12 protein-coding genes, 1 pseudogene and 2 other annotated features (1 of these 15 cut by a window edge) are annotated in these 13,704 nt (G+C 32.9%); of the genes and pseudogenes, 2 read left to right on the top strand and 11 right to left on the bottom strand.

Going from position 1 to position 13,704, the window contains the following annotated elements; genetic code table 11:
* Nucleotides 1-111 precede the first annotated feature (111 nt).
* Nucleotides 112-1,362 (top strand): hypothetical protein, encoded by a 1,251-nt coding sequence (locus IMX26_RS10500; protein ID WP_195158338.1) that lies wholly within the window; start codon nucleotides 112-114, stop codon nucleotides 1,360-1,362.
* A gap of 312 nt (nucleotides 1,363-1,674) precedes the next feature.
* Here IMX26_RS10500 and IMX26_RS10495 read toward each other — a convergent pair whose 3' ends face one another.
* Complete coding sequence (locus IMX26_RS10495) at nucleotides 1,675-2,820, bottom strand: pyridoxal phosphate-dependent aminotransferase (protein WP_195161384.1); 1,146 nt, start codon at nucleotides 2,818-2,820, stop codon at nucleotides 1,675-1,677.
* 195 nt (nucleotides 2,821-3,015) lie between these two features.
* Nucleotides 3,016-3,224: a binding site (T-box leader), on the top strand.
* Nucleotides 3,225-3,284: 60 nt separating this feature from the next.
* On the opposite strand from IMX26_RS10495, the gene serS reads away from it, so the two are divergent.
* Nucleotides 3,285-4,562 (top strand): serine--tRNA ligase, encoded by a 1,278-nt coding sequence (gene serS / locus IMX26_RS10490; RefSeq protein WP_195158337.1) that lies wholly within the window; start codon nucleotides 3,285-3,287, stop codon nucleotides 4,560-4,562.
* Between the two features lie 71 nt (nucleotides 4,563-4,633).
* On the opposite strand, the gene IMX26_RS10485 is transcribed toward serS, so the two are convergent.
* The 10 genes and pseudogenes from IMX26_RS10485 to asnS all read right to left on the bottom strand — a co-directional run bounded on the left by IMX26_RS10485 (nucleotide 4,634) and on the right by asnS (nucleotide 13,575).
* On the bottom strand, nucleotides 4,634-5,299 hold the full coding sequence (locus IMX26_RS10485; protein WP_195158336.1) for a DUF1361 domain-containing protein: 666 nt from the start codon (nucleotides 5,297-5,299) through the stop codon (nucleotides 4,634-4,636).
* Between the two features lie 18 nt (nucleotides 5,300-5,317).
* Complete coding sequence (locus IMX26_RS10480; protein WP_195158335.1) at nucleotides 5,318-6,187, bottom strand: GNAT family N-acetyltransferase; 870 nt, start codon at nucleotides 6,185-6,187, stop codon at nucleotides 5,318-5,320.
* 392 nt (nucleotides 6,188-6,579) lie between these two features.
* The gene (locus IMX26_RS10475; RefSeq protein ID WP_195158334.1) at nucleotides 6,580-7,419 is read right to left on the bottom strand and encodes a DegV family protein; all 840 of its coding nucleotides are present in this window, start codon (nucleotides 7,417-7,419) and stop codon (nucleotides 6,580-6,582) included.
* 89 nt (nucleotides 7,420-7,508) lie between these two features.
* Nucleotides 7,509-7,916 (bottom strand): annotated as a pseudogene (gene msrA / locus IMX26_RS10470) (peptide-methionine (S)-S-oxide reductase MsrA); the annotation flags it as partial.
* Between the two features lie 56 nt (nucleotides 7,917-7,972).
* Complete coding sequence (locus tag IMX26_RS10465; protein WP_195158332.1) at nucleotides 7,973-9,307, bottom strand: metallopeptidase TldD-related protein; 1,335 nt, start codon at nucleotides 9,305-9,307, stop codon at nucleotides 7,973-7,975.
* Nucleotides 9,297-10,742, bottom strand: coding sequence for a TldD/PmbA family protein (locus IMX26_RS10460; protein ID WP_195158331.1), 1,446 nt, complete (start codon nucleotides 10,740-10,742; stop codon nucleotides 9,297-9,299). The genes IMX26_RS10465 and IMX26_RS10460 overlap by 11 nt, the downstream gene beginning before the upstream one ends.
* Nucleotides 10,743-10,856: 114 nt before the next feature.
* The gene (locus tag IMX26_RS10455; RefSeq protein WP_207729276.1) at nucleotides 10,857-11,045 is read right to left on the bottom strand and encodes a hypothetical protein; all 189 of its coding nucleotides are present in this window, start codon (nucleotides 11,043-11,045) and stop codon (nucleotides 10,857-10,859) included.
* Between the two features lie 45 nt (nucleotides 11,046-11,090).
* Nucleotides 11,091-11,261 carry a hypothetical protein gene (locus IMX26_RS10450; protein WP_195158329.1) on the bottom strand — a complete coding sequence of 57 codons (171 nt, stop codon included), beginning with the start codon at nucleotides 11,259-11,261 and terminating at the stop codon, nucleotides 11,091-11,093.
* Between the two features lie 277 nt (nucleotides 11,262-11,538).
* A complete protein-coding gene (locus tag IMX26_RS10445; RefSeq protein ID WP_279324854.1) occupies nucleotides 11,539-12,177 on the bottom strand; it encodes a cyclase family protein in 639 nt (212 codons plus the stop codon).
* A gap of 3 nt (nucleotides 12,178-12,180) precedes the next feature.
* Entirely contained in the window at nucleotides 12,181-13,575 is a 1,395-nt protein-coding gene (gene asnS / locus IMX26_RS10440) for an asparagine--tRNA ligase (protein WP_195158327.1), read from the bottom strand.
* Nucleotides 13,576-13,621: 46 nt separating this feature from the next.
* Nucleotides 13,622-13,704: a binding site (T-box leader), on the bottom strand (it continues 157 nt past the right edge of the window).

The following is a 13,704-nucleotide window of genomic DNA, read 5'->3' as shown; positions in this document are numbered from 1 at the left end:
TTTACGATTAATCAATATATTAGCGTAACTTTTATTAATTATTTAAGTTGTTAAATATAGACAGCAAAATAAAAAAATGCTATTGTTGAAATATATGCAAAGGAGGTAAACATGAATAAAGGTAAAAGAGTTTTTGCTTTAGTAGCAATAATGTTACTGTCTTTGTTTTTTACATCATGTAAATTTAGTAAAGAACCAAGTAACATAGATACTCAGCCTGTTAAACAAGAGTATAATGAAATAAAAATTAGTAGTCCTGTAATACAAGCTGTAGCTGGTGAGGAATGTTCAATGGTTTTAACTGAAGCAAGTGAGATATATGCTTGGGGGTCAAGTAGTAGTGGATGTTTAGGTATAGGAGAAGAAGTGCCTAATATTAATCCATCTTTTATTGAAAGCAGTGAGTATTCCGATAGTAATTATTATTTAATTCCCCTAAAAGTTAAGCTGAATGAAAAAGTAGTTGAGATTGGTACAAAATCATATAGATCTTATGCACTACTAGACACTGGGGAACTGTATATGTGGGGTAATAATAGTAGAGGTCAATTAGGTATTGGTAATAATGATGATCAATATACACCTATAAAAATAGAGATTAATGAGGCCATTAAAAAGGTAGAGATGGGTAGTGCACATACCTTAGCTTTGTCAGTAAACAATAACTTATATGCTTGGGGAAGTAACAAGTATGGGGCTTTAGGTGACGGTACTACTGAGGATAAAAATAGACCTATTAAGATTGAGACTGCTGAGGCGATTATAGATATCTCTGCTGGTGGTGGTCATAATCTAGCTATAACAGAGTCCGGAAAACTGTTAGCTTGGGGAGATAACGATAATTGGCAAGTAGCAAATATAATGGATAATATTATTGAAAAGCCAGTGTATATTGACTTAAATGAAAATGCAATAGGTATAGAAGTTTCAAAAAGTTGCAGTTTTGTGATATTAGAGAGTGGAAAAGTTATGAGTTGGGGATCTTGTAGCTATGGAGAATTAGGTATTGCTAATACTGAACTATTAAAAGAACCAACTCATATACCTACATTAACAGATGTTAAACTAATTGAATCTGGCATGTCTCACATCGTAGCTATAGCTAATTCAGGGAATTTATGGTCATGGGGTTGGAATTTATTTGGTCAAACAGGGCGTAAAACTGAAGAAGAGTTTATTGATGAACCCTTATTATTAGAACATGACCAAGAGTTTAAACATATATCCTGTGGTAATGCCCACACCTTTGCTATAACAGTCTCTGGTGAAATCTATGGTTGGGGAGCCAATGGAGTAGCTCAGCTTAACTATTGGCCATCAAAAAATCAATATTCACCGGTTAAAATAGAGTTTATTTCCTAAATAAAAATAATAATGGAGAGAAAATATGTCGCTTTGCTTAGTAATTAATGTATAGTAGGGTGATTTTAAAGCACTAAAAAGAGACTATCATACAACAGTATAATAGTCTCCTTATATTATTTTTTATATAGCTACACGAAAAAGCTTATTTTCGGAAATTTTAAAAATTTCTTTAATTCCGCGCCAGCCCAAACCGTAACCCATAATTGGGTTACCCACACCGTAGTTGACTTGTCAGCTACCCACACCGCGATGCCAAAAGGCAAGTCCAAGCCCAAAATAAAGCTTAAATGTTAGCTCATTTATAAACTATTACTTAATAAAATCGGCAATTCTACGTAAACCCTCTGCAATATTTTCCATTGAGTTAGCATAGCTCATACGTACGTAACCTTCGGCACCAAAGGCTGAACCAGGAACTAAAGCTACGTATTTTTTCTCTAATAATGTTGTAGCAAAAGTCATGCTATCTTTAATTACTACACCATCAATTTCTTTACCAATAATATTTTTAATATTCATCATTACATAAAAAGCTCCGCCAGGCTTGTTGCAACTAATACCAGGAATATTATTAATTGTTTCTACCATAAAGTTACGACGCTTTTCAAACTCTTGACGCATAGCTTCAATTGACTCAGTTGGTCCTGTTAAAGCTTGAACAGCTGCCTTTTGTACAAATGATGTTGGGTTTGATGTACTGTGTCCTTGAATTTTATTCATGGCAGCAACAACTTGCTCTGGAGCAGCAGCATAACCCATACGCCAGCCGGTCATGGCATAGGCTTTAGAAACACCATTAATAACAACTGTACGTTTCTTTATTTCTTCACCAAATGAAGCAATAGAGGTATGTTTTCTTCCATCATAAACAAGCTTTTCATAAATTTCATCAGCTATTACATAAAAATCTTTTTCAACTGCTAAATCAGCAATAGCTTTCATTTCTTCTGCTGTATAAATAGCACCTGTAGGATTAACTGGGCTACTAAAAATAATTGCTTTTGTTTTATCTGTAACAGCAGCTCTTAAATCGTTAATATCTAATTTAAAATCATTTTCTTCCTTACATTCAACGTAAATTGGTGTAGCATCCGAAACCTTAACCATTTCGCTATAGCTAACCCAGTAAGGGGTAGGTACTATAACTTCGTCGCCAGCTTCACATAACGACAAAAAGGCATTAAATAAAGGCTGTTTTGCACCTGTACCAACGATAATGTTTTTATTTGTATAATCTAAACCATTATCTTGTTTTAATTTTTGGCAAATAGCTTCTTTAAGTTCAGGAATACCACTTGCTGGTGTATAGCGGGTAAAACCATCATTTATAGCTTTAATTGCAGCATCACATATATGTTGAGGAGTATTAAAATCTGGTTCACCAACACTAAAGTTAATAGCGTCTTTTCCTTCACGTACCATTGACTTAAACTTAGCACTTATAGCTAAAGTCATAGATGGTGATAAACGATTAGTTCTTGCAGATAATTTTTTCAAGGTAAGCACCTCCTGCTGATATTTACATTATTAGAGTATCACAAAAAAATCGAATTGTATACAGTATTCTTTATAAATATTAGCACTTAAAGCAAATTGCATAGTTTGCTTGCAAAATGGTAAAAATAGTCGTATAATACAAAAAAATATATTGTGAAAACTTTGATAGGAACATGACATAACAATAAATTTTAAGAGAGTCAGTGGTTGCTGTGAGCTGATAGTTAGGAACTTATGTTAGCCTCCTTGAGTTAATGGCAGAACTAAGTATGCTGTTACGGTACAGAGCCGTTATAATTTAAATTAAGCCGGGCTAAAAATTAGCCAAAAAGGGTGGTATCGCGGGTAATCTCGTCCCTTATATTTATTTGTTGGGGACTGAGTTTTTTGTTTTAAAAAATCTTTTAGTGAGGAGCTTTGTTATGTTAGATATTAAGTATATCAGAAATAATTTTCAAGAAGTTAAACGCCGTTTAGAAACCCGTCATGAAAACCTACAGCTTGATGATTTATTGCTTTTAGATAATAATCGTAGAGCAATTTTACAAAAAGTTGAACAACTTAAAAAGCTTCGCAATGAGGTATCTAAATCGGTTCCTCGTTTAAAAAAAGAGGGCAGAGAAACCAGTGAAGTGTTTATACAAATGCGTGAGGTAGGGCAACAAATACAGCAGTATGATATTGAGTTAAAAAATATTGACAATAGCATTCAAAATATCCTCTTAATGACTCCTAACTTACCAGATGACGATGTGCCAATTGGGCCAAATGAGGAACACAATGTCGAGATTAAAAAATGGGGAACCCCTCAAAACTTTAGCTTTAATCCTAAGGCTCATTGGGATATTGGTACTGATTTAGGTATTTTAGATTTCGAAACAGCTTCAAAAATAACTGGCTCCAGATTCACCTTTTTTTATGGTTTAGGTGCCCGTTTAGTAAGGGGCTTGGCCGCCATGATGATTGAGTTACATGTGCAAATGCACGGATATACCGAGGTTTTACCACCATACTTAGTTAATAGTGCCAGTATGACAGGAACTGGTCAACTACCTAAGTTTGCCGAAGATGCATTTAAAATTGAGGGGCAGGACTATTATTTAATACCAACTGCCGAGGTGCCTGTAACCAACAGGTTTAGAGATGAAATTTTAGATGTAAAGCAATTACCTATTAAGTACTGTGCTTATAGTGCTTGTTTTAGAGCCGAGGCTGGAGCAGCAGGAAGAGACACCCGTGGTTTAATTCGTCAACACCAGTTCGATAAAGTAGAAATGGTAAACTTTACAACTCCCGAGGATTCTCCCGAGGCCTTAAATCAAATGGTAAAAGCCGCTGGCAATGTGTTAGAGGCTTTAGAGTTACCCTATCGTATAATTGAAATGTGTACTGGAGACCTTGGTATAAGTGCCGCTAAAAAGTTTGATTTAGAGGTGTGGATGCCTAGCTATGGTAGGTATGTTGAAATATCTTCATGTAGTAACTGTAGAACTTACCAATCACGAAGAGCCAATGTAAAGTTTAAAAGAGGTAAAAAAGCCAAAACAGAGTATGTACATACCCTAAATGGCTCTGGCTTAGCTATAGGACGATGTATTGCAGCCTTGTTAGAGAATCACCAGCAAGCAGATGGTAGTGTAAAATTACCAGAGTCTTTGGCATATTACCTGAATGGAGCAACCCATATAATTAAAAGCTAAAAAATCAGGAGTCATGAAAGGGCTGTGTATTAACATACACAGCCCTTTATATACAAACAAACTGTTTGTTTTTATCTTCTCTCTAATGAGTACAACGTGTTATAAATAATATAAATCAATAAACCAAATAATAACACAAATTTTAAGGTTACCATATTAAATGAATTTATTATTACAGTATAAAGAATTGAAGGTTTTTTAATTATGTCCCAGCTATTTAAGCGAGGAAATCTACCTAAATAAATTCCATAACTGCTTAATAAACAAATAGCTAAACTAAAGGCATGTCCTATTATTATTCCCACTTGGTTACAAATAGCTTGATGAACAGGGTATAAAGCATGAAAAGCTAATAATATGCCAGTCCAAACACTAAGCAAAATTAAAACAATATCATACCAAGCTAAAATATTAACTGATAACGCTGAGTAAGATACCATAATAGCATTACGTGGTACATGAATTATATCAGTAATTAGGTAAGGGGCATTAGGATAAAAAAGAATCCATACTAACCACAATAAAATTGATATTAAAAGCCTAAAGCCGTTTTTACCTCGAATAGTTAATAAAAATAAAGCCAACAAGGGTATCCATGCTAAAAATATATTCCATCCTAAAAACATTAAAAATATACTGTTTAATTGAAAGTACTTGTAAATAATCATAGCAACACAAATAGCAGTTAATATAATAAGTCGAACAAGTTGATTATGTTTAGGAAGATATGCTCTCATAGTATATGGGCCTCTTAATTATTTTTTGAGTTCAAATGCAAAAACATTGTTGATCTCTTTGTTGTAACTATAAAAGTTATTATTAATAAATAACTCTCTCATATCTGGTATATCGGAACACATAGCTACAACTTTATTTACTTTTAAACCTGCAACCTTGTTTTTAGCAAAGTTCAAAAGGCTTTTTGCGTATTTTTCATTATTATATTGTAGGTAGTTAATACAATAATCTGTTTCTTTACAATGATCCGAAGACAATATCATTAGCCCTTGTAGTTTGTTATTATCATATACTCCATAAACACTATTGTTTTTTACTAGCGAACTCAGCAATTGATTAGTAAGGGGCTTAAATACCCAATCAAAACCTAAAAAGTTGTTGCTAACTAATAATTGTTGTTTGTTAAGGTAACTACTAACAGTTGTTATATCAGTAATAACTTTTACATCAAAATTTATGGGCAGGCTTTCTTTTACCTCTGCTTCATAAATTGTAAACCTTGCTTTTTCTTCAAAACCACGCTTTTTTATAATGTGTAATGAAGCGTAGTTTTCAATAAAACTACTTAACCTTACATTTTCAAAATTTTCACGTTGATCTATAAAATGCTTTTGCAGAGCTTTACCTATACCTAAACCCTGTTTTGTGTTATCTACCCGTAAACCCTCTAGCCAAGCGATATTTGGTTTAAGACAGGTTAATTTTGCACAGCCAACAGGCTTACCATTTAACTCAGCAATTACAAACTGACCCTCTTTGTCGTTAACCCATTTATCAAAAACTAAAGGTATATAATCAAATTCTCCATCGTTACTATTCCAGGATCTTTTACTAAAATCTATTACAATATCTTTATCTTTTAAGGTTGCTGGTCGTATCTTAAGCATTTTCTTCCTCCCCCAAAATGTTTTAAACACCTATATTTTATCATTATCAAACACTTAAAAACAGAGATAAACATAAAAAAAGCAAACTAATGTTTACTTAAATAGTGGCTTTTAAATATTTAAGGTAATAAGGGAATCAGAAAAGAATTCTAAGAACACAAAGATGATTCAACTAAATATTAATTAAGTTTTTTAAATGAGTATCTGTTTAAGTAAATTAAATGGTTTTGAATCAGTTAGTATCAACTTAATTCAAATCTATCTCTTTGTGTTCTTGGTATTTTTTGTGGTAATAAAATAGCAAAGATATAGTGTTTATCTATAAATTATCATTTTAAAACCATTAGGTGTGATACTTAAATCAATTATCTTTAATGCAACAGTTTCTTAATTTAATAGGATATAAGTATGCCTTTTATATTAGCAAAGGTACTAATAGTTGGTTTCATTTCAACTGTAAATGCATCTTTAAAGTTATATAAATCGGTAGCTTTTTGGGCAAAATGTTTGGCAATATTGGCTGCTTTACAATAAGCTACTGCTAAAATTCTATTTTCAAAATTAATATTTTTTGTTTCACCAATTTTAACTAACATTCTATCTAATGCTTTACGGTAGCCTCTAATTTTTTCTTTCATAACAATATCACCATCATCATCACCAAATAAAGGCTTTATATTTAAAATAGATGCTACCACACTAGATAAGTGGCTTAATCTACCTGATTTTTTTATATTACTTAAATCATCAATTACAAATAGCGTATTGAGATTTTGCACATGTTGTTTAGTTTGCTGAGCAGCTTCGGCTGCTGGTATATTAAGTTGTAAAAGATTATGTAAGTACTGAACAACAAGTGAGCCACCAACAGAGGCACTTTTAGTATCAATAACCTCAATAAATTTATCGGGGTTTGTTTCGTGATATAGCTTTTTAGCTAACAAAGCATTATTATAAGTTGAACTAATTTTACTTGAAATTGTAATAATAAAAATTTTATCGGCTTTATTAAAGTGCTGAATATATAATGCTGGAGATGGGGCTGAAGATTTTGGAGATGTAGGGCAGGCCTTCATCTCAGCTAAAAAACTATCTAAATCCATATTTCCGTCGTCTGTGTAATTTTTGTTTTGTAATGTTAAAGTTATTGGTACACGCACTACGGGTATGTTACATAAAATGTTTTCACTCATGTCACAACCACTATCATACATTATTAAATATTCTTTCATAATTTTTAATCACTTCTTTACAAAAATTTTAAGAACTAGGGTAGTTATAAAAATAACTACCCTAGTAATGTTAATAACAGCCTTATGCTTTACTGTTTTTCATAATACTGTTGATGATACTCTTCAGCTTTGTAAAATTTAGTTGCTTGTTTTACAACAGTAACAATTGGTTTAGCGTATTTTTTACCTGTTGAGAGTTGTTTTATATACTCTTTAGCTAAATCTTGTTGTTTAATATTGTGGTAAAAAATAACTGACCTATACTGCTCACCATCATCACTATTCTGAGAGTCCCACGAAGTAGGATCATGGATTTCAAAGAATCTTTTCAGTAACTCATTATAACAAATAACTTCCTCATCATAAGTTACTTGCACTACTTCAATATGTCCAGTAGTATTACTACAAACCTCTTCGTAAGTAGGGTTCTTTGTGTTACCACCCATATAGCCAACGGTAGTGTCTACGACACCATCTAACTGAGCAAATTTAGCCTCAGTATTCCAAAATCAGCCGCCTCCAAAAGTAGCCTTAAATTTCATATTTAATACTCCTAATTAGTTTTACCAGTAAAGTGATAGTTATTAATTTTAAGTGCAGGAACATAAATATTGCCAAAGAAAGCCGGAACACCTTTACGATCACTAGAAATTTCAGCAATATTATTAAAGGCATCTAACATGCTTTCTGTAAAGCGCATATTTTTAATAGCCGAAACAATTTTACCATTTTTAATTTCAAATACACCATCACGCGTTAAACCAGTTAATTGAGCAGTTCTGGGATTAACAACATTCATATAGTGAAAGCGAGTAACTAAAATTGCCTTATCGCTTTGCTTAATTATATCATCTAAACACTTTTCTCCACCAGCCATAACAATATTAATAGCTATACCACCGTAAGAAGGCATATTAACTGAGTGTCCAGTTGTTTCAGCACCTTCATTAAGGGCACTTAAAGTATCATGGCTAAGGTCTTTTGCTACCCCATTCTCAATGATATTAAGTTTTTTTCTGGGATAACCTTCAAAGTCAAATGGCATAGACATAGTATTTTCATTTTGCCAATCATCAATAATAGAAATACGCTCATCAAATACCTTTGTATTTAGTTTACCAGTTAAAAAGCTCATTTGATTTTGAACACTTTTAGCTGTAAAGCTAGTATATGAAAGATATGAAATAATGTCTGCAACTGCTGCTGGCTCTAGTATTACAGTATATGCACCTGGCTCAATTTGTTTGGCATTAACATTAAGTTTAGCTTTTTCATAAACCCTAGCAAAGCTTTTATTAAAATCAATGTTGGTTGGGTTTTGATGAGATTCATCAATAAAGCTTGATCCACCATTTTTATCGGCTACTAAAATAGTGTAGTTAATTTTATTACCTCTTACAAAACGTTTAACACCTTGGCTATTACCATAAACAAGTTGCATATCACTATAAACATAAGTACCATAAGCTAAGTAAGTCTCTGGTAAGGTATCTAAAGCTTCTTTTAATTCTTTTGCTCTACTAAAAACAGTATAAGATTCAGCCAATTTTTTATTGTAGCTATCCTCTTCAATTAAAACAGGCTCAGTTACAGGAGCGGGTTGCTGACCACTGTTTGGTAAAAACTCTAAATTTGCAATAGCCTCAGAAACAGCACTTTCTAAACCCTCATGGCTATAGTCTGTTGTAGATTGCTCACTTCTTTTTTTGCCATCAATAACTGTAATAGATACATTTGTTACATCCTCAAATACATTTTGATGAATCATAGAGTTTGCATATCTAATTAAACTCTCAGCCTGACTATTTATTAACACCCGGGTATCATAACCCTTTGATTTTTCAACAACAAAATCAATAATGTTATAAAGTTCTTGTTTATTTAACATCCGAAACACCTACCTTTACTTTACGGAATCTTGCAGGAGAGCAACCATGACCCACATGGGCAACCTGACCTGGTTCACCTTTACCACAGTTAGGTGTGCCATAAAATACCCATAAATCTTCATTGCCAACACCGTCACAAGAACCCCAAAATTCTGGTGTAATACCAGTATAAATAGGATTTTTATAAATCTTACCTGTAAGTTTGCCATTTTTAATTTCAAAAGCTATTTCAGTTGCAAACTGAAAATTAAGTCTTCTGTCGTCAATACTCCAACTTTTATTAGTTTTTAGGTATAAACCATTTTCGATTCCAGCAAACAACTCGTCTAAAGTTTTATCTCCTGGTAATAGATTTATATTTGTCATTCTTACAATAGGAATACGACCCCAGCTTGAGGCACGAGAGGTGCCATTAGAAACCTGATTGATAACAGGGGCTGTATCACGAGAAGATAAAAATCCCTTAAAAATACCCTTGGTAATAATAGGGGTACATTGAGCTTTTATGCCCTCATCATCATAACCAAATGTACCTAAACCACCTGGAACTGTAGCATCTGCCACTACGTTTACATGTTCAGAGCCGTATTTTAAATTATCAATCATACTAGGATCTAAAAAGCTTGTACCAGCATAACCAGCCTCATAACCCAAAACTCTATCTAGCTCAATTGGGTGACCAATACTTTCATGAATTTGAAGGTAGAGTTGGGTACCATCAATAACTAAATCATAAATACCACTAGGGCACTCCTCAGCAATTAACAATGCCTCGGCTTCTTTAGCGATTTTAGGTGCTGTTTCTACTAATTGTAACGATTCAACATATTCATAACCAGCGGTGCTAAAGTTACCTCTAAATGAATTAGGATAACTTCTCATTTGCATATCTTTACCATCAGCAGCTGCAGCCTCAATTCCACCACCCGACTCAAGTAAATTTTGAGTTATGTATGATCCATCGGTGTCAGCAAAAATTTTACTCTCTTTTCTAAATCCTAAAAATCCCTTAGTTTTAAACAACTTAGCATTGTCTTGCATGGCTTTTTCAGCATTTAAAAGTAAATCTATTTTTTTCTTTTTAGAAATTGAAAATGGATCAATTTTAAAAGGTGTATTGTATTCATCAACAACAACTGGTTTTTTATCCAGTTTTAAAGGCTCTTTTTGAGCTATAGCACTTGCTTTGGCAATTTCAATAGCTTGTAAAGCAACCTGCTCCATTTTGTCAAATTCCTGAGAGCCAGCAAATCCCAAAGCTCCGTTTAAAAATACCCTTATACCATATCCTTTAGAGCGGTCAGTTTGCAATGTTAAAACATTTAGGTTTTCAGTGGCAATATCTTCGGTAACTACTTCTTGAACTCGTATATCCGCATAGTCAACATTTTTTGATTTCAAAAAATTTAAGATTTGTTCGATTTTCTTTTGCATAGCTTAACTCCTTTCGATTTTGTATAAAATTAGACATTTTACTGTATGAATCCTGCTATAAAATAAAAATCCGTTTCATGAATGAAACGGATTTGCCATTTTTACAGAATAATTTTAGACCAGCGTTGGAATTAAGGTCCAAGCTCCATTAGCTATTAATGGAGCATTACTTATAGATTGATAATTTTTATTTAATAAATATAAAGAGTGAGTTACTCCGTTAACTTGAACTTCAGTTTGGTAGTTAATTACCCACTGGTAGTATGGAAAACCGCTACGAACCTCTTCTACAATATTAATCATCTTATCATTTTCGAGTTCCATTTTATCTACTAATAAAATCCTAGTTCAGGTTTCTGGGGTATTAAATCCTGAATTTGGCGCACCATAAAGCTCTATAGATTCTATTGTTACGCTTGGCTCTCCCATAAATAAGGAAATTAATAATCCAAAGGCAAATTCTCCAACACGAACTGGTGGGTCAACATAAATAGGTCCTGTTGTAAATGAAGTAGTCAACTCTTCACCTCCCCCTCATTCATTATATGGTATGTACATATCTGGACAAAGGTGACAAGCTAGTCTTAAAATAATAAACATTTTGTCATAAAAGCTATCAAAAATATTATAATATTAATAAACACTAAAAACATAATAAACTAATAATAACAGCATATTTTATTATATTATTCGTTTTAAATTTAGTGACTAATAATAAAAAAAAGCATTAAATTGTAGAGCAAATTTCCTATAATTTAATGCTTTTTACCATATAACTAACTATAAAGAGCTTTACTTAACTATTAATAACAGCTATTGCCCTCACTGGAGAACCATCACCATTTTTAATTTTTAGCGGTAAAGCATAAAATTCAAAACACTTATTTATTAATTGTTCTAAGTTTGTTAGGTTTTCTACAATAATCTTGTTACTACCTAGAACTTTTTTATGATTTCTATAGTTAGTGTTTTTAACTGGGTCAATAGAAACAAGGTCAACACCTATGCCTTTTAGTTTAGAGTCAGCAATATAATTAGCTAAGTCAGCACTAAATACTGAAAACTCACTGAAATAACATTCTTTACCCCAATTTTTGTCAAAACCAGTGTAAAATAAAACATAATCATAATCAGCTATAGCTACATCTTTTAATACTGCTAACTGTATTTCATTGTTAAAAGTATATTTAGTACAGTCAACTACTGTTGCTTTACCACAAAAGTTTGTTAAAGCAACATTGTGGGTATAAAGCTGTTTATCAGTAAGATGCGCTGGGCAGTCAATATGGGTACCGGTATGACAAGTAAACTCAAACTGAGTATAGTTGATACCGTTATCTTCATAGTTAAATAGTTTATTAAAAACTGGTTTACTAGTGCCAGGATAATAGGGCATTGTTGAACTTAAAGTGTGGCTTAAGTCGTATACCTGCATAGCCTAAAATTGAGCGTTTCTGGGGGTGCGTGGGTATGGCAAAACGTCTCTAATATTAGACATACCAGTTAAATACATAATAGCTCTCTCAAATCCTAATCCGTAACCAGAGTGACGTGTAGAACCATATTTACGTAAATCTAAATAGAATGAATAATCTTCTTCGTTTAAATCCATTTCTTTAATACGTCTTAACAATACATCGTATCTGTTTTCACGCTCACTACCACCAATAATTTCACCAATTCCTGGTACCAACAAGTCCATAGCACCAACGGTTTTATTATCGTCATTTAAACGCATATAAAAGGCCTTAATCTCTTTGGGATAATTAATTACATAAACAGGCTTTTTAAACACCTTTTCAGTAATATAACGCTCATGTTCAGACTGTAAATCAATACCCCATTTAACAGGAAACTCAAACTTAACAGGGGCCTTTTCTAACAGCTCAATTGCCTCTGTGTAGGTTATGCAAGCAAAATCTGAATTAACAATATTCTCTAGTCTACTTAATAACCCCTTATCAACAAACTTATTAAAAAACTGCATTTCTTCAGGACATTTATTTATAATATCGGTAATTAAAGACTTCATCATGGCTTCACCAACACGCATATTATCATTGATATCTGCAAAAGCCATTTCGGGCTCAATCATCCAAAACTCAGAGGCATGACGTGAGGTATTTGAGTTCTCAGATCTAAAAGTAGGACCAAAGGTATATACGTTTCTTAAAGACTGAGCAAAGCCTTCAACATTTAATTGTCCACTAACAGTTAAAAATGTTTCTTTACCAAAAAAGTCTTTATTATAATCCACTTTGCCTTGTTCATCTTTGGGTATATCACTTAGGTTTAAAGTTGTAACCCTAAACATTTCACCAGCACCCTCACAGTCACTACCTGTAATAATAGGGGTATGAACATATACAAAGCCTCTATCATTAAAAAACTTATGAAGAGCAAAGGCCGCCTCGGAGCGTACCCTGTTTACTGCAGCAAAGGTATTTGTTCTGGGTCTTAAATGAGCAATAGATCTTAAATACTCAAAACTATGGCGCTTTTTTTGTAGCGGAAAATCGGGAGTAGACTCACCTTCAACTATAATTTCACTGGCCTTTAGTTCAAAAGGCTGTTTGGCATTAGGAGTTAAAACTAATTTGCCTTTAATTATTAAAGCAGTACCAATGTTAAATTTACAGGCATCTTTAAAATTGCTTAGTTCTTCCTCATAAACAACTTGTAAGGCGTTAAAAAAACTTCCATCATTAATAGCTAAAAATCCAAATTTGTTAGAAGCCCTATTACTTCTTACCCAACCTGTTACAATAATTTCTTTGTCACTAAACGATTCTGAGTTTCTAAATAATTGTTTAATTAGAGTAAAGTCTTGCATAGTAAAACCTCCTTTAAAATATAAAAAATCCCTCAATCCCTAATCTAAAAGGGACGAAAGATTACTTTCCGCGGTACCACCCAAATTGTCTTATAAAGACCACTCTACCAGCACTAACATGCCGTGACA

It is taken from the genome of Clostridium sp. 'deep sea' (genome assembly GCF_014931565.1).
GTDB lineage: Bacteria > Bacillota > UBA994 > PWPR01 > PWPR01.
This window is presented reverse-complemented; position numbering and strand designations above follow the sequence as displayed.